This is a genomic window from Streptomyces sp. NPDC002088 (assembly GCF_040296605.1).
Taxonomy (GTDB): Bacteria; Actinomycetota; Actinomycetes; order Streptomycetales; family Streptomycetaceae; genus Streptomyces.
Window position 1 is genome coordinate 102074 of the sequence record NZ_JBEOXO010000007.1, and the last position, 18197, is coordinate 120270.

The window sequence follows — 18197 nt, forward strand, 5'->3', positions numbered from 1 at the left end:
ACAATGGGCGCGTGACCCGCGCATCCCTGGACAAGCAGCCGCACGAAGTCGCCTCGATGTTCGACAACGTGGCGGAACGGTACGACCTCACCAACGACGTGCTGTCCCTCGGCCAGGACCGGCGATGGCGCAAGGAGGTCGCGAAGGCGGTGGACGCCCGGCCCGCGCAAAAGGTCCTGGACCTGGCCGCCGGTACGGCGACCTCGTCCCTGCCCTTCGCCCGCACCGGCGCGTACGTCGTCCCCTGCGACTTCTCCCTCGGCATGCTCCAGGTCGGCAAGAAGCGCAGCGCCTGGCTGCCCTTCACGGCGGGCGACGCGACGAAGCTGCCCTTCAAGGACGACACCTTCGACGCCGTCACGATCTCCTTCGGGCTGCGCAACGTGCAGGAAACCGACGCCGCCCTGCGTGAGATGTACCGGGTGACCAAGCCCGGCGGCCGGGTCGTGATCTGCGAGTTCTCCCACCCGACCTGGGCGCCCTTCCGGACCGTCTACACCGAGTACCTGATGCGCGCCCTGCCGCCGGTCGCCCGCGCGGTCTCCTCCAACCCCGACGCGTACGTCTACCTCGCCGAGTCCATCCGCGCCTGGCCCGACCAGCCCGCACTGGCCGAGCGTCTGCGCAAGGCCGGCTGGTCGAAGGTGGCGTGGCGGAACCTGAGCGGCGGGATCGTCGCCCTGCACCGGGGCTTCAAGCAGGCCTGACAGCCGCCCTCGCCCTACCTGCTACATGGTCGCCTCGAAGGCGTCCCCCGGTTCGCCCAGCTCGCGCTGCAGCCCGCCCCCGGTGGGGTTCGGGATGCGCGGCTCGCGCACGCCCGCGCCTCCACCGCCCTCTCCCTCACCCAGGTCGAACCACACGGTGACGACCGCTCCGCGCGGCACCTCGACGCCGGGCGGAGGGTACTGGCGTACGACGTAGTCGACGACGGTGCGGTGGAATTCGGGCCGGTCGGGTGCGGCCAGCAGCACGCCGTGGGCCTCGGCGGCCTCGCGCGCGTCCACGGCCATCAGGCCGACGAACCTGGGCACACGCACTTCGGGCGTCTTGGGTGTTATGCGCACAGATGTCACCCCCAGCGGTACTGGAAGGGTAACCGCCCGGGGTGCCGTCCGGAAGCGTCAGGTGTCTTTCTGTAGCCGAGAGTTACTCTCTGCTACTGATCGCTTTTCGTTCACCGAGGTCGTCGCCGTCACAGGGCGAGCCGGTAGCAGTGCCCTTCCAGATTCGACGCCGGGACCGTGAACACCTCGGCGAGGTTCATGCCCAGCCGCTGCGTGACCGCGATCGACCGGGCGTTCTGAGCGAGGACCATCGCCACCACGCTCGGCACCCCCGCCGCACGCACCCGCTCCAGCGTCATCTGCGCGGCCGCGGTCGCATACCCCTTGCCCCAGTGCTCCCGTCCGAGCCGCCAGCCGATCTCGATCTCGCCCTTCGGCCCCCAGTCCTGTGGCCACGGCTGCGCACCCGTGAAACCGATGACCCGGTCGGACTCGTCCAGCATCGTCCACAGGCAGAAGCCGCGCTCGGCGTCGTGCCGACGCTGACGTGCCGTGAGCTCCTCGTAGACGTACAACTCCTTGGACCTGCCGCCGTGGAACTCCATGACGTCCGGGTCGTCGAAGACCCGGTGCCAGGCGACGGCGTCCTCATCGGTGGGGACGCGCAGCCGTACTACAGGCAGAGCTCGGTTCACGGGGGCAGCCCTTCAGCCGGGTGATCAATTCTGCTGAATAGACTGCCGATGTCCAGTGCCGGTCGGCACGTATATTTCGAACTTGGGGAGAACCCGCCGTGACCGAGCCCCTCTCCGACAACAGCGCCGATGTGATCGTCGTGGGCGCGGGGCCAGCCGGCTCCACCACCGCTTACCACCTGGCCCGCTCCGGCCTTGACGTACTCCTGCTGGAGAAGACCGAGTTCCCCCGCGAGAAGGTCTGCGGCGACGGGCTCACCCCTCGCGCCGTCAAGCAGCTCGTCGCGATGGGCATCGACATCTCCGAAGAGGCCGGCTGGCTCCGCAACAAGGGGCTCCGGATCATCGGCGGAGGCGTCCGCCTTCAGCTGGACTGGCCGGATCTCGCCTCCTTCCCCGACTACGGTCTCGTCCGCAAGCGCGACGACTTCGACGAGCAGCTGGCCCGTCAGGCCCAGAAGGCGGGCGCGCGCCTGTATGAGCGCTGCAACGTCTCCGGCCCGGTCGTCGACGACCGCACCGGCCGCATCACCGGTGTGACGGCCAAGCTCGGCGAGGAGAAGCGGGAAGTCACCTTCCGTGCCCCGCTGGTGGTGGCCGCCGACGGCAACTCCACCCGGCTGTCCTTGGCGATGGGCCTGCATCGCCGCGAGGACCGCCCCATGGGCGTCGCGGTGCGCACGTACTTCACCTCGCCGCGCCACGAGGACGACTACCTGGAGTCCTGGCTGGAGCTGTGGGACCGCCGCGGCCCGGGCGAGGACCGTCTGCTGCCCGGCTACGGCTGGATCTTCGGCATGGGCGATGGCACGTCCAACGTCGGCCTGGGCGTGCTCAACACCTCGGACTCCTTCAAGGAGCTCGACTGGCGTGAGGTCCTGAAGGCCTGGTGCGCGTCCATGCCCGAGGACTGGGGCTACACCCCGGACAACATGACCGGCCCGATCCGCGGCGCGGCCCTCCCCATGGCCTTCAACCGTCAGCCCCACTACACGAAGGGCCTGCTCCTCGTCGGCGACGCGGGCGGCCTGGTGAACCCCTTCAACGGCGAGGGCATCGCCTACGCCATGGAGTCCGGCCAGATCGCCGCCGACGTCATTGTCCAGGCCCATGCCCGCTCGACGCCCGCCGGCCGCGAACTGGCCCTCCAGCGCTACCCGCGCGTCCTCAAGGACACCTACGGCGGCTACTACACGCTGGGCCGCGCCTTCGTGAAGCTCATCGGCAACCCGAAGGTCATGAAGATCGCGGCCCAGCGGGGTCTGACCCACCCGGTCCTGATGAAGTTCACCCTCAAACTTCTCGCCAACCTCACCGACCCGACGGGCGGCGACGCGATGGACCGCATCATCAACGGCCTGAGCAAGGTGGCACCGAAGGCCTGACCCAGCTGTTCAGGGCCTCGGTGGCACCGAAGGCCTGTCCCAGCTGTTCAGAGCCTCGGTGGAACCGAAGGGCTGACCTGGCTTTTCAGGGCCTCGGTCTTGGCGGCCCGGCGCGCGAACACCTCGTCCCGCCGGTCCGCCACCTGCCGCAGCGCCTCCTTCCGCTCGCGTCCGGAGAGCCGGTCCAGGTAGACGTGACCACTCACGTGGTCGGTCTCGTGGGCGAGGCAGCGGGCGAAGTACCCCGTGCCCTCGACGGTGAGTGGGTTGCCGTCCTTGTCGAGCCCACGCACCACGGCACGGTCGGGCCGCGGTACGTCCATGACGGCGCCCGGCACCGACAGGCACCCCTCGCCCTCGTCGAGCAGCCGTCGCCCGGTCGGGTCGAGCGGCTCCAGCACCGGGTTGACGATGTGTCCGACATGTCGGATACCTTCGTCGTCCAGGCAGTCGTACACGAACAGCCGCAGATCGACGTCGACCTGGTTCGCCGCCAGTCCGGCTCCGTCGGCGACGTACATCGTCAGGAACATGTCGTCGATGAGCGCGGCGAGATCGGGCCCGAACTCGGTCACGTCCCGGCACGACTTGTGCAGGACCTCTTCGCCCACCTCGGTGATCCGCCGCACCGACCCCCGCCGAGCCTCGGGCGCGAGCCGTGGATACGAGTCGACGGGCCTGCCCTGTACGAACACACGTGGCATCGCTGTGTCTCCCTGTGTTTGTGGGGATGCTGTGGGTAACGGGAAAACAGGGTTCCGACCTGCGAAGCCCCTCCCTACCCTCCGGGACCCATGACAACAGAACGCACGGAACACGCACAGGGGCACGTCGGACACTCCCGCAGACGCTTCCTGGCCGCCGCCGGGGGAGCGGTCGGCGCCACTGCCTTATGGCCCTCAGGGAGCGCGGCAGCCGCCTCGGCCGGCCCCCGCGTCGCCGTCCTCGGCGGTGGCGTCTCCGGCCTGAGCGCCGCCCACGAACTCGCCGAACGCGGTTATGCGGTGACCGTCTACGAGTACTACGACGTTCTGGGCGGCAAGGCCCGCTCCATGGACGTCCCCGGAACGGCGGCGGGCGGCCGCAAACCACTCCCAGGCGAACACGGCTTCCGCTTCTTCCCCGGCTTCTACCGGAACCTGCCGGACACGATGCGCCGCATCCCCTTCCCCGGCAATGCGAACGGCGTCCACGACAACCTCCGAGGCAGCACCGAGGAGCTCTTCGCCCGCGCGGGCGGCCGCCCCGACCTGCACTTCCCGCTGCGTCGCCTCACCACCCCGCCCGCGCCCGGCGACCTCACCCCGTCCTGGATCCGTGACCAGTTGCTCTCGGTCCTGGACCTGGGCACCCACCTGCCCGCCCACGAGGCCGCCTACTTCGCCGACCGGCTCCTCGTCCACCTCACCAGCTGCGACGCCCGCCGGGAGGACACCTGGGAGAAAACCTCCTGGTGGGAGTTCATCCGGGCCGAGGAGATGAGCGAGGAGTACCAGACGCTTCTCGGCATCGGACAGACCCGCAATCTCGTCGCCACGCGAGCCGAGGTCGCCTCCACCCGGACCGTCGGCCGGGTCATCATCGAGGCCCTGATCCTGTGGGGCCTGCTCGGCCGCGGCCTGGACGGCGACGCTGACATCGACCGCGTGCTGAACGCCCCCACCAGCGAGGCATGGATCGCTCCCTGGGAGACGTATTTGCGCTCCCTGGGCGTCGAGTTCGTCACCGGGACCCAGGTCCACGAGGTCCTGTACGCGGGCGGTCGGGTCACCGGCGTACGGGTCTCGGCCCGCGACGGCGACCAGGAACGCACCGTCACTGCCGACCACTACGTCTCCGCCCTGCCCGTCGAACACGCCCGCCGCACCTGGGGCTCCACCTTGCGCGCGGCCGACCCGCAGCTCGCCAGATGCGACGCGCTGCAGACGGACTGGATGACCGGCGTGATGTTCTACCTGCGCACGCCCACACCCGTCGTGCACGGCCACATCAACTGCCTCGACTCGCCCTGGTCGGTGACGGGGATCGGGCAGGCCCAGTTCTGGGACGTACGGGACTTTTCGGCGGACTACGGGGACGGGCGGGCCCACGACTGCCTGTCCGCGATCATCTCCGAATGGGACAAGCCCGGCATCCTGTACGGCAAGACGGCCCGTGAGTGCACCAAGGACGAGATCGTCGCCGAGCTCTGGGCCCAACTGAAGGACGGGCTCAACGACTCCGGCAAGACGACGCTCACGGACGACGACCGGCTCGACTGGTTCATGGACCCGGCGGTGACGGGCCTCGGCGGCCCCGACCCGCAGAACCGCGAGCAGCTCCTCATCCACCCGACGGGCACGCTCTACAACCGCCCGTCCGCCCGCACGAAGGTGCCGAACTTCTTCCTTGCCGGCGACTACGTCCGTACGGACGTGGACCTGGCGACCATGGAGGGCGCCAACGAGTCCGCGCGACGGGCCGTCAACGCACTGCTGGATGCGGACAATTCGGACGCCGTGCGGTGTGAGGTGGTGGAGCTGTACCGCCCGCCCGAGATGGAGCCGCTCAAACGCGTCGACGAGGTGCGCTACCGGCTGGGCCTGCCCAACACCTTCGACCTCGGCTGAGCCGAGCCCACTGGGCGTGCGGGTACGGCGGAAGGGCCGCTGCCCCCGAGCGGCGGCGGCCCTTCACTGCGTACGGCTCAGAGCGTGCGGCTCAGAGCACCCGCACCGCGCCGGTCGGCGGGTCGTACGACAGGGGCTTCTCCACGACGCCCGAGGACGGGTTCTGTGCGCCGACGAACATACCGTCACCGACGTACACCGCCACGTGGTACGCGCTGCCCGCGCTGCCCCAGTAGAGAATGTCGCCCGGCTGCAGGTTGCTCAGCGAGACCTGGGTGCCGGCGACCGACTGGTCCTGGGAGACGCGCGGCAGGCTGATGCCGACCTGCTTGAAAGCGGCCTGCACCAGGCCGGAGCAGTCCCAGGAGTTGGGGCCGGTACCGCCGGAGACGTAGGCGTCGCCGATCTGGGCCTTCACGAAGGCGATGACAGCCGCGGCCGAACCCGTCGCCGTGGACGTGCTCGTCGACGTGCTCGTGGAGACGCTCGCGGAGGCGGTGAGCGTGGTCCGCTCGGCGTCGCGTGAGGCGCGCTCCGCGGCGGCCTTGCGGGCGGCCTCGGCGGCCTTCTTCTTCGCCTCCGCCTTCTTCTTCGCCTCAGCGAGGTCCGCCTTGGCCTGCTTCGCGGCCTTTGCGGCGGCCGCGTCACGCTCGGCCTGCAGCTCGTAGTTCGCGGCGGTCTGCTGCGTGGCATCGGCGGAATGTGCGACCTGGGCGGCCAGGTCGGCTGTCAGGGTGGGCAGTTCGATGGTCTGCGTCACCGGCTCGGCGGCGTTCGCCGCGCCGGCCGACCCGGCGACTGCCAGGGTGCTGAGGACGCCACCCGCGACTCCGGCCCGCATCGCGATTGTCGACGCGCTGCGGCGGGGCTTCCGGTGGCTGCGTATGAGAGCGGTGTGGGACATGGGTACAAGCGGTATCAGGGGCTCCTCCATACCTTCAAGAAACGTGTGCTGCGCCACATTTGTTCAATCGAGCCCCTCAATGCCGGTCGCATCGCTCTTTATTGACGCCGTAACGGACATTGCGGACGCAGGTGATCAAGCCTGTGATCATGGGCTTTCGCTGTTACGTCCGAATTGCCCCCGACCTACCACCGGTTGGGACCGTTGGCCAACCCCGGTTCTCAGACGTCTCTCATGGATGTGGCGGAGGTCACGGAACGGTTACCGGGAGGGGCGCGTCCCGCGCGGGGATCACCTCCGGGTGAGTTCGTGAACGCGTGCACGCGTTCACGCCCGACCACGCACCTCCCTCTCATGTGTGAATGCGGCATCTATCAAGAGATCAAGTCCAGCGCCAATTTGCATGCAAGGGAAGTCTCTTGATATTGAGATGCCCCTCCCGACCTGCGCTGACTGATGGAAATGTCACCTCTGGTGACCGCTCGGACGCTTCTCGTATGAAGATCACCGCTAATCCGACTTCATGATCCTTCGTCAGGTGGTGGAGATCACAAAGCTTGTGTAATACCCCGTGTCGCAGATCACAGACCGGCGGGCATAAGATGCGAGGCGGTTGGGCTTGTGACCTGCTTCACATGTTCGCGATCTTCGCCGGGACGAGCGGGGCTCGTGGGACTGGTGGGGCAGGTGTTGCGGGCCTGACGCAACCGCCACCAGTCAGTGCCGACTGAGAGGAGCGAGGAGCGGTGAACGCGTATGCGCCCATCCTCGTACTGGGAGCCCTCGGGGCAGGCTTTGCGATCTTCTCCGTGGTCATGGCCACGCTGATCGGTCCGAAGCGGTACAACCGCGCCAAGCTCGAGGCCTACGAGTGCGGCATCGAGCCGACCCCCACGCCGGCCGGCGGCGGGCGTTTCCCTATCAAGTACTACCTGACGGCGATGCTCTTCATCGTCTTCGACATCGAGATCGTCTTCCTCTACCCGTGGGCCGTCACCTTCGACGCCCTGGGTGTGTTCGGGCTCGTGGAGATGCTGCTCTTCGTGCTCACCGTCTTCGTCGCCTATGCGTATGTGTGGCGGCGCGGCGGCCTGGAATGGGACTGAGGGGCCAAAGGACATGGGACTCGAAGAAAAGCTGCCGAGCGGTTTCCTGCTGACCACCGTCGAGCAGGCCGCGGGCTGGGTGCGCAAGGCGTCCGTCTTCCCCGCCACGTTCGGCCTGGCCTGCTGCGCCATCGAGATGATGACCACCGGTGCCGGCCGCTACGACCTGGCGCGCTTCGGCATGGAGGTCTTCCGGGGCTCTCCGCGCCAGGCGGACCTGATGATCGTCGCCGGCCGGGTGAGCCAGAAGATGGCGCCGGTGCTGCGGCAGGTCTACGACCAGATGCCGAACCCCAAGTGGGTCATCTCCATGGGCGTCTGCGCCTCCTCCGGCGGCATGTTCAACAACTACGCGATCGTCCAGGGCGTCGACCACATCGTCCCCGTGGACATCTATCTGCCCGGCTGCCCGCCGCGGCCCGAGATGCTGCTGGACGCGATCCTCAAGCTCCACCAGAAGATCCAGACCTCCAAGCTCGGCGTGAACGCGGAGGAGGCGGCTCGCGAGGCGGAGGAAGCGGCGCTCAAGGCTCTGCCCACGATCGAGATGAAGGGGCTGCTGCGATGAGCGACGCGAACGGCAACGGCGGCGCGAACGGGGTCAACCCCGAGAAGGACCTCGCCGCCGACAACCTCCCCGGCCAGCGCGGCGAGGGCGGTGAGGAGATCCGCGTCCAGCGCGGCATGTTCGGCGCCAACAACGGCGGCGACACCTCCGGCTACGGCGGTCTGGTCCGCTCGGTCCGGCTCCCGGGACCGGCGAGTCGTCCCTACGGCGGCTGGTTCGACGAGGTCGCCGACGAACTCGAGGGCGCGCTGGAGGAGCAGGGTCTCCTCGCCGGGAACGCGATCGAGAAGACGGTCGTCGACCGCGACGAACTCACCTTCCACATCGAGCGCGAGCACCTGGTCCGCGTCGCCCGCACCCTGCGCGACGACCCGGCCCTGCGCTTCGAACTCTGTACCGGTGTCAGCGGAGTCCACTACCTGAGCGACAAGGGTCGCGAGCTGCACGCCGTCTACCACCTGCGCTCGATCACCCACAACCGGCTGATCCGCCTTGAAGTCAGCGCCCCGGACAGCGACCCGCACATCCCGTCCCTGGTCTCCGTCTACCCGACCAACGACTGGCACGAGCGGGAGACCTACGACTTCTTCGGGATCGTCTTCGACGGTCACCCGGCCCTGACGCGGATCATGATGCCGGACGACTGGCAGGGCCATCCGCAGCGCAAGGACTACCCCCTCGGCGGCATCCCCGTCGAGTACAAGGGCGCCCAGATCCCGGCTCCGGACCAGCGGAGGTCGTACTCGTGAGCACGCAGTCAGCATCCGCCGCGTCCGCCGCCTCGGCGCGGGAAACCACGGAAGGCACCGTATACACGGTCACCGGCGGCGACTGGGACGAGGTCGTCCAGTCCGCGGCCCGGGCCGACGACGAACGCATCGTCGTCAACATGGGTCCCCAGCACCCGTCCACCCATGGAGTGCTCCGCCTGATCCTGGAGATCGAGGGCGAGACGGTCACCGAGGCCCGCTGCGGCATCGGCTATCTGCACACCGGCATCGAGAAGAACCTCGAGTTCCGCACGTGGACGCAGGGCACCACCTTCGTCACGCGCATGGACTACCTGACGTCCTTCTTCAACGAGACCGCCTACTGCCTCGCCGTCGAGAAGCTCCTCGGCATCGAGGACCAGATCACTGAGCGAGCCAAGATCATCCGGGTACTCCTGATGGAGCTGAACCGGATGTCCTCCCACCTGGTGTGCATTGCCACCGGCGGCATGGAGCTCGGCGCCACCACGATCATGATCTACGGATTCCGTGATCGTGAAATGATTCTCGACATCTACGAGCTCATCACGGGCCTGCGGATGAACCACGCGTACATCCGCCCCGGCGGACTCGCCCAGGACCTGCCGCCCGGCGCGGTGGACCAGATCCGCGAGTTCGTGAAGAAGATGAAGAGGAACCTCCCGGAGTACGACAAGCTCGCCACCGGGAACCCCATCTTCAAGGCCCGCATGCAGGACATCGGCTACCTCGACCTGGCCGGCTGCATGGCCCTCGGCGCCACCGGCCCGATCCTGCGCTCCACCGGCCTGCCGCACGACCTGCGCAAGACGCAGCCGTACTGCGACTACGAGACGTACGACTTCGAGATCCCGACCGCCGACTCCTGCGACGCCTACGGCCGCTTCCTCGTCCGCCTGGAGGAGATGCGCCAGTCGCTCGCGATCGTCGAGCAGTGTCTGGACCGGCTGCAGCCCGGCCCGGTCATGGTCGCCGACAAGAAGATCGCCTGGCCCGCCCAGCTCGCCCTGGGACCGGACGGCCTCGGCAACTCCCTCGACCACATCAAGAAGATCATGGGCACCTCCATGGAGGCCCTGATCCACCACTTCAAGCTCGTCACCGAGGGCTTCCGCGTGCCGCCGGGACAGGTGTACGCGGCCGTCGAGTCGCCCAAGGGCGAGCTCGGGGTGCACGCCGTGTCCGACGGCGGCACCCGCCCCTACCGGGTCCACTTCCGTGACCCGTCCTTCACCAACCTGCAGGCCATGGCGGCGATGTGCGAGGGCGGCCAGGTCGCCGACGTCATCGTCGCCGTCGCGTCCATCGACCCCGTGATGGGAGGCGTCGACCGGTGACCACCAGTTCTTCGGAGCGGGGCGTCAGCCTGGGCATGCCCGAACTGCCCGCGCCCGGCTACCCGGACGACATCCGAGCCCGGCTCGAGGCCGACGCGCACGAGATCATCGCGCGCTACCCGGACTCCCGGTCGGCCCTCCTGCCGTTGCTGCATCTCGTGCAGTCGCAGGAGGGACACGTCACGCGCACCGGGATGCAGTTCTGCGCGGACATGCTGGACCTGACCACCGCCGAGGTCACCGCGGTCGCGACCTTCTACACGATGTACCGACGCAGGCCGAGCGGTGACTACCAGGTGGGCGTCTGCACCAACACCCTGTGCGCGGTGATGGGCGGCGACGCGATCTTCGAGACCCTCCAGGAGCACCTGGGCGTCGGTAACGGTGAGACCACCGACGACGGCAAGGTCACCCTGGAGCACATCGAGTGCAACGCGGCCTGCGACTTCGCGCCGGTCGTGATGGTCAACTGGGAGTTCTTCGACAACCAGACCCCGGGCAGCGCCAAGCGTCTCGTCGACGACCTGCGCGCGGGACGCCCGGTCGAGCCCACGCGCGGGGCGCCGCTGTGCACCTTCAAGGAGACCGCCCGGATCCTGGCCGGCTTCCCCGACGAGCGGGACGGGGCCGTCGAGGCCGGCGGCAGTGCGGGACCTGCGTCGCTGGTGGGCCTCCGCCTGGCCAGGGGAGAGGCCGCACCCGCGCGCGTGGTCCATCCGCGCGACGGCGGTCCGCACGACGAGCCGCAGGACAGGGTCATGCACGAGCCCTCGCCCGCCGAGCACCTGAGCTCGCACGACGCGCCGCAGGACACATCGGCCTCCGACCCGGCCCACCCGGCAGGGCCTACCGCTGAGGAGGGGGAGTGATGACCTTGGCACCCGAGCTGAAAGACACCAGCCCCGAGAAGCTGCTCGCACCCGTGCTGTCGGCCTTCTGGGACGAGGACAGGTCCTGGACGCTGGACGTCTACCGAAGGCACGAAGGATACGAGGGACTCCGCAAGGCGCTCGCCATGTCGCCGGACGACCTGATCGCGTACGTCAAGGACTCCGGTCTGCGCGGGCGCGGCGGCGCGGGATTCCCGACGGGAATGAAATGGCAGTTCATTCCTCAGGGTGATGGAAAACCGCACTATCTAGTTGTCAACGCCGACGAGTCGGAGCCCGGAACCTGCAAGGACATCCCGCTCCTCTTCGCGAACCCGCATAGCCTCATCGAGGGCATTGTGATCGCGTGTTATGCCATCAGGTCGTCGCATGCCTTCATCTATCTGCGTGGTGAAGTCGTCCCAGTGCTGCGGCGGTTGCACGAGGCCGTGCGCGAGGCCTACGCGGCGGGCTACCTCGGCGAGAACATCCTGGGCAGCGGACTCGACCTCGAACTCACCGTGCACGCGGGCGCGGGCGCGTACATCTGCGGTGAGGAGACCGCACTGCTCGACTCGCTCGAAGGCCGCCGTGGTCAACCGCGGCTCCGTCCCCCCTTCCCTGCGATCGCGGGTCTCTATGCGTGTCCAACTGTTGTAAATAACGTCGAGTCGATCGCGTCAGTTCCCGCGATTCTGCAAAAGGGCAAGGAATGGTTCAGGTCGATGGGCAGCGAGAAGTCCCCGGGCTTCACGCTCTACTCGCTCAGCGGCCACGTCGCCAGCCCCGGCCAGTACGAGGCCCCGCTCGGCATCACGCTGCGGCAGCTCCTCGAGATGAGCGGCGGGATGCGCCCGGGCCACCGCCTCAAGTTCTGGACGCCGGGCGGCTCCTCGACGCCGATGTTCACCGACGAACACCTCGACGTCCCTCTTGACTACGAAGGAGTGGGCGCCGCGGGTTCCATGCTCGGCACGAAAGCGCTGCAGTGCTTCGACGAGACGACCTGCGTCGTCCGCGCCGTCACCCGCTGGACCGAGTTCTACGCCCACGAGTCCTGCGGCAAGTGCACGCCCTGCCGCGAAGGAACGTACTGGCTCGTGCAGTTGCTCCGCGACATCGAGGCCGGCAAGGGCGTCATGTCCGACCTCGACAAGCTGAACGACATCGCCGACAACATCAACGGCAAGTCCTTCTGCGCCCTCGGCGACGGCGCCGCCTCGCCGATCTTCTCCTCACTCAAGTACTTCCGCGAGGAGTACGAGCAGCACATCACGGGCCGCGGCTGCCCCTTCGACCCGGCCAAGTCGACGGCCTGGGCCGACCGCACGGAGGTGAACGCATGACTGTGACCACCAGCGCTCCCTCCGGAGGGGGAGAGGCGACGGTCCCGCCGGAAGACCTCGTCTCGCTGACCATCGACGGCGTCGAGATCAGCGTGCCCAAGGGCACCCTGGTCATCCGGGCCGCCGAACAGCTCGGCATCGAGATCCCCCGCTTCTGCGACCACCCCCTCCTCGATCCGGCCGGCGCCTGCCGCCAGTGCATCGTCGAGGTCGAGGGCCAGCGCAAGCCGATGGCGTCCTGCACGATCACATGCACGGACGGGATGGTGGTGAAGACCCACCTCACCTCGCCGGCCGCCGAGAAGGCCCAGCACGGTGTGATGGAGCTGCTGCTCATCAACCACCCGCTGGACTGCCCGGTCTGTGACAAGGGCGGCGAGTGCCCGCTGCAGAACCAGGCCATGTCGCACGGCAACGCCGAGTCCCGCTTCGAGGGCAGGAAGCGGACGTACGAGAAGCCCGTCCCGATCTCCACGCAGGTACTGCTTGACCGCGAGCGGTGCGTGCTGTGCGCCCGCTGCACCCGCTTCTCCAACCAGATCGCGGGCGACCCGATGATCGAACTGCTCGAGCGGGGCGCGCTCCAGCAGGTCGGCACCGGTGAGGGCGACCCCTTCGAGTCGTACTTCTCCGGGAACACCATCCAGATCTGCCCGGTCGGCGCGCTGACCTCGGCGGCGTATCGCTTCCGCTCCCGCCCCTTCGACCTCGTCTCCTCGCACTCCGTGTGCGAGCACTGCTCCGGCGGCTGCGCCACGCGCACCGACCACCGGCGCGGCAAGGTCATGCGGCGCCTCGCGGCCCCCGACCCGGAGGTCAACGAGGAGTGGATCTGCGACAAGGGGCGGTTCGCGTTCCGCTACGCCCAGCAGCGCGACCGGCTCGAGACGCCGCTGGTGCGCAACGCCGCGGGTGCTCTGGAGCCCGCGTCCTGGCCGGAGGCTCTGGAAGCGGCGGCCCAGGGGCTCGCCGCGGCCCGTTCCAGGGCGGGTGTCCTGGCCGGAGGTCGCCTCACCATCGAGGACGCCTACGCCTACAGCAAGTTCGCGCGCGTGGCGCTCGACACCAACGACATCGACTTCCGCGCGCGCGTGCACAGCGGCGAGGAGGCCGACTTCCTGGCCGCGCGGGTCGCCGGACGCGGCCGTGACCTCGACGGTACGGGCGTCACGTACACGTCCTTGGAGAACGCGCCCGCCGTCCTGCTGGTCGGGTTCGAGTCCGAGGAGGAGGCGCCCGGCGTCTTCCTGAGGCTGCGCAAGGCCTGGCGCAAGCACGGGCAGAAGGTGTTCTCGCTGGCGACGTACGCCACGCGCGGCCTGGAGAAGGCGGGCGGCACGCTGCTGCCGGCGGCTCCCGGTACCGAGACCGAGTGGCTGGACGCGCTCGCGAGCGGGGTCGGCCTGGAGGAGGGCGGCGCCAAGGCCGCCGAGGCACTGCGCGCCGAAGGCGCGGTGATCGCCGTCGGAGAGCGGCTGGCCGGTGTGGCGGGCGGACTGACCGCGGCCGTACGGGCCGCCTCCGCGACCGGCGCGCGGCTGGTGTGGATTCCGCGCCGGGCGGGAGAGCGCGGCGCGGTCGAGGCGGGTGCGCTGCCGACACTGCTGCCGGGCGGGCGTCCGGCCACCGACCCGCGCGCGCGTGACGAGGTCGCGGCCGCCTGGGGCGTCGCCGAACTCCCGCACCGCTTCGGCCGTGACACCGGACAGATCGTCGAGGCCGCCGCCGCCGGTGAACTCCAGGCGCTGGTGGTGGCGGGAGTCGAGGTCGCCGATCTGCCCGACCCGGCACGCGCGCGTGAGGCACTCTCGGCGGTCGGGTTCCTGGTGTCGCTGGAGCTGCGGCCCAGCGAGGTCACCGAGCACGCGGACGTCGTGCTCCCGGTCGCGGCGGTCGCCGAGAAGGCGGGCAGCTTCCTCAACTGGGAGGGCCGAGTCCGCTTCTTCGAGGCGGCGCTCAAGCCGGACCAGATCACCCGCCGTCTGGCACCCACCGACGCGCGCGTGCTCCAGATGCTCGCCGACGCCATGGACGTACACCTGGGGCTGCCGGACCTGCGCACCGTGCGCGTGGAGCTGGACCGGCTCGGTGCGTGGGACGGACTGCGGGCCACGGATCCCCTGGAGACCGCGGGTGTGCTGCCGCGTCCGGCCGCCGGTGAGGCGGTTCTCGCCGGGCACCGCCTGCTGCTCGACCAGGGTGTCCTGCAGGAGGGCGACGAGGCGCTCGCCGGGACGCGGCACGCGGCACACGCGCGTCTGTCGGCCGCCACGGCCGCCGAAGCCGGCGTCAAGAACGGCGACGTACTGGCCGTGACCGGCACCGCCGGAACGGTTGAACTCCCTCTGGAGGTCACCGAGATGCCCGACCGGGTGGTCTGGCTCCCACTGAACTCCACCGGCGGCGGCGTCGCCTCCGACACCGGGGCGCTGCCCGGCTCCCTCGTCCGCATCGGCCCGGCGACGGTCGCCGCCGAAGCCCCCAAGGAGGTGGAGGCATGAGCCCGTACCTCGCCGCTGAAGACCTCTCGATGTTCGGCCGCGACCCCTGGTGGCTGGTCGTCGTCAAGGCGGTGTTCTGTTTCGCCTTCCTGATGGTGACCGTGCTGTTCTCCATCGTCTGGGAGCGCAAGGTCGTCGCCTGGATGCAGCTGCGCATCGGCCCCAACCGGCATGGCCCCTGGGGCATGCTCCAGTCGCTCGCCGACGGCATCAAGCTGATGCTCAAGGAAGACCTCATCGTCAAGCGCGCGGACAAGGTGGTCTACGTCCTCGCGCCGATCGTCGCCGCCATCCCGGCCTTCATGGCGATCGCGGTGATCCCCTTCGGTCCAGCCGGCAACGAGATCTCGATCTTCGGCCACCGCACCACGATGCAGCTCACCGACCTGCCGATCGCGATGCTCTACATCCTCGCGGTCGCGTCGGTCGGCATCTATGGCATCGTGCTGGCGGGTTGGAGTTCCGGATCCACCTACCCGCTGCTCGGTGGCCTGCGGTCCTGCGCGCAGATGATCTCGTACGAGATCGCGATGGGCGCCGCGTTCGCCTCGGTGTTCCTCTACTCGGGGTCGATGTCGACGTCGACGATCGTCGAGCAGCAGCACGACCGCTGGTACATCATCCTGCTGCCGGTCTCCTTCGTGATCTACATCGTGACGATGGTCGGCGAGACCAACCGCGCCCCCTTCGACATGCCGGAGTCCGAGGGCGACCTGGTCGGCGGCTTCAACACCGAGTACTCGTCGATCAAGTTCGCGATGTTCATGCTCGCCGAGTACGTGAACATGGTGACGGTCTCGGCCGTGTCGACCACGCTCTTCCTGGGTGGCTGGCGGGCCCCGTGGCCGGTCAGCACCTTCTGGGAGGGCGCGAACCACGGCTGGTGGCCGATGCTCTGGTTCGTGGTGAAGGTGCAGCTGCTGCTGTTCTTCTTCATCTGGCTGCGCGGCACGCTTCCCCGCGTCCGCTACGACCAGTTGATGAAGCTCGGCTGGAAGGTCCTCATCCCGGTCTCCGTGGTCTGGCTCATGCTCGTCGCGACCGTGCGGACCCTGCGGAACGAGAACTACGACTTCGCCGACATCGCCCTCTACGTCGGCGGCGGTGTCCTCGTCCTGCTGCTGCTGTCCTTCGTCGCCGACATCTTCCGCGACAAGGCCGGCAAGGCCGAGCAGCCCGCCGAACAACCGCCCGGCTTCGACCCGATGGCCGGCGGATTCCCCGTGCCGCCGCTGCCGGGGCAGGAGCTGCCGCCGGTGCCTCGGCGCAGCCCGCGCCGCGAGCGGGAGTTGATTGTCAGTGGTGGGTCCGATACTGCGAGTGACGGATCGATCGGCGGATCTCGTGATGGAAAGGAGGCGTCCGATGGCTGAGGAGCCCAAGGAGACCAAGCCCGGTTTCCAGAACCCTGTGGCCGGCTTCGGCGTGACCTTCAAGGCCATGTTCAAGAAGCGGCTGACCGAGCAGTACCCGGAGCAGCAGAAGACCACCGCTCCCCGCTTCCACGGACGGCATCAGCTCAACCGCCATCCGGACGGCCTGGAGAAGTGCGTCGGCTGCGAGCTGTGCGCCTGGGCCTGCCCCGCCGACGCCATCTATGTCGAGGGCGCGGACAACACGGACGAGGAACGCTACTCACCGGGCGAGCGGTACGGCCGCGTCTACCAGATCAACTACGCCCGCTGCATCCTGTGCGGCCTGTGCATCGAGGCGTGCCCCACGCGCGCGTTGACGATGACCAACGAGTTCGAGCTGGCCGACTCCAGCCGCGCCAACCTCATCTACACCAAGGAACAGCTGCTGGCCGGCCTGGAAGAGGGCATGGTCGACAGCCCGCACGCCATCTACCCGGGGATGGACGAGCAGGACTACTACCGGGGGCTGGTCACCGAGGCCGCGCCCGGCACGGAGCGCCAGGTCGCCGCATCCAAGGGCGAGCAGCCTGGGGAACAGGAGGTGCGGGCATGAGCGCGCAGCTCGCCGCCTACTCCACATCCACCGGAGAGGCCTTCCAGTTCTGGGTCCTCGGCACGGTCGCCGTGATCGGCGCCCTGTGCACCGTCTTCATGAAGAAGGCCGTGCACAGCGCGCTCTGTCTCGCCGGGACCATGATCGTCTTGGCGGTGTTCTATCTCGCCAATGGCGCCTACTTCCTGGGCATCGTGCAGATCGTCGTCTACACCGGCGCGATCATGATGCTGTTCCTGTTCGTGGTGATGCTCGTCGGCGTCACCGCGGCGGACTCCCTGAAGGAGACCATCAAGGGCCAGCGCTGGCTGGCCCTCGTCAGCGGTCTCGGCTTCGGCATCCTGCTGCTGGCGGGCATCGGCAACGCCTCCCTCACCGAGTTCAACGGGCTGAGCCAGGCCAACGCGAACGGCAACGTGGAGGGTCTGGCCGCCCTCATCTTCACCAAGTACGTCTTCGCCTTCGAAATCACCGGCGCCCTGCTGATCACGGCCGCCGTCGGCGCCATGGTGCTCACCCACCGCGAGCGCACCGAGCGCGCGAAGACACAGCGCGAACTGGCCGAGCAGCGCGTGCGCGAGGGCAAGCACGTGCCGCCGCTGCCGGCGCCCGGCGTCTACGCCCGGCACAACGCCGTGGACATCGCCGGCCTGCTGCCCGACGGCACCCCGTCCGAGCTCACCGTCAGCAAGACGCTGCGCGAGCGCGGCCAGATCCGTGACGTGTCCGCCGAGGCGCTCAACGATCTGCGGGCGCTGGAGCAGCGCGCGGAGGAGCGCCTGGAGCGGACCGGGATCGAGCCGCCGGCGACCTTCAAGCGGGCCGAGGAGGCGTCGAAGTGAATCCCGTCAACTACCTCTATCTCGCCGCGCTGTTGTTCACGATCGGCGCCACCGGCGTGCTGATCCGGCGTAACGCCATCGTGGTCTTCATGTGCATCGAGCTCATGCTGAACGCCTGCAACCTCGCGTTCGTCGCCTTCTCCCGGATGCACGGCAATCTCGACGGCCAGATCATCGCCTTCTTCACGATGGTCGTCGCCGCCGCGGAGGTCGTGGTGGGCCTCGCGATCATCGTGTCGCTGTTCCGTTCCCGCCACTCGGCCTCGGTCGACGACGCCAGCCTGATGAAGCTGTAAGGGGTCGGAAGAATC

General features: G+C 68.7%; 18 protein-coding genes. 14 read left to right on the forward strand and 4 right to left on the reverse strand.

Annotation, left to right across the window (positions count from 1 at the left end; genetic code table 11):
* Window positions 1-11 precede the first annotated feature (11 nt).
* The gene (locus ABT114_RS16960; protein ID WP_351143203.1) at window positions 12-707 is read left to right on the forward strand and encodes a demethylmenaquinone methyltransferase; all 696 of its coding nucleotides are present in this window, start codon (window positions 12-14) and stop codon (window positions 705-707) included.
* Between the two features lie 21 nt (window positions 708-728).
* Here the strand turns inward: ABT114_RS16960 and ABT114_RS16965 are convergent, their stop codons facing one another.
* The gene (locus ABT114_RS16965; RefSeq protein WP_351143205.1) at window positions 729-1067 is read right to left on the reverse strand and encodes a PASTA domain-containing protein; all 339 of its coding nucleotides are present in this window, start codon (window positions 1065-1067) and stop codon (window positions 729-731) included.
* Between the two features lie 128 nt (window positions 1068-1195).
* Window positions 1196-1702, reverse strand: a complete 507-nt coding sequence (locus tag ABT114_RS16970; RefSeq protein ID WP_351143207.1) for a GNAT family N-acetyltransferase — start codon at window positions 1700-1702, stop codon at window positions 1196-1198.
* Window positions 1703-1800: 98 nt separating this feature from the next.
* On the opposite strand from ABT114_RS16970, the gene ABT114_RS16975 reads away from it, so the two are divergent.
* Window positions 1801-3087: a geranylgeranyl reductase family protein gene (locus ABT114_RS16975; protein ID WP_351143209.1), complete on the forward strand. Its 1287-nt coding sequence runs from the start codon at window positions 1801-1803 to the stop codon at window positions 3085-3087.
* 47 nt (window positions 3088-3134) lie between these two features.
* On the opposite strand, the gene def is transcribed toward ABT114_RS16975, so the two are convergent.
* Window positions 3135-3791 (reverse strand): peptide deformylase, encoded by a 657-nt coding sequence (def, locus tag ABT114_RS16980; protein ID WP_351143211.1) that lies wholly within the window; start codon window positions 3789-3791, stop codon window positions 3135-3137.
* Window positions 3792-3881: 90 nt separating this feature from the next.
* Here def and ABT114_RS16985 point away from each other — a divergent pair, with 90 nt between their 5' ends.
* On the forward strand, window positions 3882-5696 hold the full coding sequence (locus ABT114_RS16985; RefSeq protein WP_351143213.1) for a hydroxysqualene dehydroxylase: 1815 nt from the start codon (window positions 3882-3884) through the stop codon (window positions 5694-5696).
* A gap of 91 nt (window positions 5697-5787) precedes the next feature.
* On the opposite strand, the gene ABT114_RS16990 is transcribed toward ABT114_RS16985, so the two are convergent.
* On the reverse strand, window positions 5788-6600 hold the full coding sequence (locus tag ABT114_RS16990; protein ID WP_351143215.1) for a C40 family peptidase: 813 nt from the start codon (window positions 6598-6600) through the stop codon (window positions 5788-5790).
* A 746-nt stretch (window positions 6601-7346) separates the two neighbouring features.
* Between ABT114_RS16990 and ABT114_RS16995 the strand changes: the two genes are divergently transcribed.
* The 11 genes from ABT114_RS16995 to nuoK are packed head-to-tail and all read left to right on the forward strand — an operon-like array spanning window position 7347 to window position 18182.
* Window positions 7347-7706: an NADH-quinone oxidoreductase subunit A gene (locus ABT114_RS16995; protein ID WP_007383963.1), complete on the forward strand. Its 360-nt coding sequence runs from the start codon at window positions 7347-7349 to the stop codon at window positions 7704-7706.
* 13 nt (window positions 7707-7719) lie between these two features.
* Window positions 7720-8274, forward strand: coding sequence for a NuoB/complex I 20 kDa subunit family protein (locus ABT114_RS17000; RefSeq protein ID WP_056552623.1), 555 nt, complete (start codon window positions 7720-7722; stop codon window positions 8272-8274).
* Window positions 8271-9023, forward strand: a complete 753-nt coding sequence (locus ABT114_RS17005) for an NADH-quinone oxidoreductase subunit C (RefSeq protein ID WP_351143218.1) — start codon at window positions 8271-8273, stop codon at window positions 9021-9023. Before ABT114_RS17000 ends, ABT114_RS17005 begins: the two co-directional genes overlap by 4 nt.
* Window positions 9020-10360, forward strand: coding sequence for an NADH-quinone oxidoreductase subunit D (locus ABT114_RS17010; protein ID WP_351143220.1), 1341 nt, complete (start codon window positions 9020-9022; stop codon window positions 10358-10360). Before ABT114_RS17005 ends, ABT114_RS17010 begins: the two co-directional genes overlap by 4 nt.
* A complete protein-coding gene (gene nuoE / locus ABT114_RS17015; protein WP_351143222.1) occupies window positions 10357-11229 on the forward strand; it encodes an NADH-quinone oxidoreductase subunit NuoE in 873 nt (290 codons plus the stop codon). The genes ABT114_RS17010 and nuoE overlap by 4 nt, the downstream gene beginning before the upstream one ends.
* Entirely contained in the window at window positions 11229-12575 is a 1347-nt protein-coding gene (gene nuoF, locus ABT114_RS17020) for an NADH-quinone oxidoreductase subunit NuoF (RefSeq protein WP_502988334.1), read from the forward strand. The genes nuoE and nuoF overlap by 1 nt, the downstream gene beginning before the upstream one ends.
* Window positions 12572-15076, forward strand: a complete 2505-nt coding sequence (locus ABT114_RS17025; protein WP_351143226.1) for an NADH-quinone oxidoreductase subunit G — start codon at window positions 12572-12574, stop codon at window positions 15074-15076. Before nuoF ends, ABT114_RS17025 begins: the two co-directional genes overlap by 4 nt.
* Window positions 15073-16449 carry an NADH-quinone oxidoreductase subunit NuoH gene (gene nuoH / locus ABT114_RS17030; RefSeq protein ID WP_351143228.1) on the forward strand — a complete coding sequence of 459 codons (1377 nt, stop codon included), beginning with the start codon at window positions 15073-15075 and terminating at the stop codon, window positions 16447-16449. Before ABT114_RS17025 ends, nuoH begins: the two co-directional genes overlap by 4 nt.
* A complete protein-coding gene (nuoI, locus tag ABT114_RS17035; protein WP_351143230.1) occupies window positions 16442-17044 on the forward strand; it encodes an NADH-quinone oxidoreductase subunit NuoI in 603 nt (200 codons plus the stop codon). Before nuoH ends, nuoI begins: the two co-directional genes overlap by 8 nt.
* On the forward strand, window positions 17041-17886 hold the full coding sequence (locus ABT114_RS17040) for an NADH-quinone oxidoreductase subunit J (RefSeq protein WP_351143231.1): 846 nt from the start codon (window positions 17041-17043) through the stop codon (window positions 17884-17886). Before nuoI ends, ABT114_RS17040 begins: the two co-directional genes overlap by 4 nt.
* On the forward strand, window positions 17883-18182 hold the full coding sequence (nuoK, locus tag ABT114_RS17045) for an NADH-quinone oxidoreductase subunit NuoK (protein WP_003974374.1): 300 nt from the start codon (window positions 17883-17885) through the stop codon (window positions 18180-18182). The genes ABT114_RS17040 and nuoK overlap by 4 nt, the downstream gene beginning before the upstream one ends.
* Window positions 18183-18197 lie beyond the last annotated feature (15 nt).

Excerpts from the sequence above, each read along its gene's own strand:
- ABT114_RS16990 (WP_351143215.1), bottom strand. The coding sequence starts at position 6,600 with ATGTCCCACACCGCTCTCATACGCAGCCACCGGAAGCCCCGCCGCAGC.
- nuoH (WP_351143228.1), top strand. The coding sequence starts at position 15,073 with ATGAGCCCGTACCTCGCCGCTGAAGACCTCTCGATGTTCGGCCGCGAC.
- ABT114_RS17040 (WP_351143231.1), top strand. The coding sequence starts at position 17,041 with ATGAGCGCGCAGCTCGCCGCCTACTCCACATCCACCGGAGAGGCCTTC.
- def (WP_351143211.1), bottom strand. The coding sequence starts at position 3,791 with ATGCCACGTGTGTTCGTACAGGGCAGGCCCGTCGACTCGTATCCACGG.
- ABT114_RS17025 (WP_351143226.1), top strand. The coding sequence starts at position 12,572 with ATGACTGTGACCACCAGCGCTCCCTCCGGAGGGGGAGAGGCGACGGTC.
- ABT114_RS17000 (WP_056552623.1), top strand. The coding sequence starts at position 7,720 with ATGGGACTCGAAGAAAAGCTGCCGAGCGGTTTCCTGCTGACCACCGTC.
- nuoF (WP_502988334.1), top strand. The coding sequence starts at position 11,229 with ATGACCTTGGCACCCGAGCTGAAAGACACCAGCCCCGAGAAGCTGCTC.
- ABT114_RS17005 (WP_351143218.1), top strand. The coding sequence starts at position 8,271 with ATGAGCGACGCGAACGGCAACGGCGGCGCGAACGGGGTCAACCCCGAG.
- ABT114_RS16985 (WP_351143213.1), top strand. The coding sequence starts at position 3,882 with ATGACAACAGAACGCACGGAACACGCACAGGGGCACGTCGGACACTCC.
- nuoI (WP_351143230.1), top strand. The coding sequence starts at position 16,442 with ATGGCTGAGGAGCCCAAGGAGACCAAGCCCGGTTTCCAGAACCCTGTG.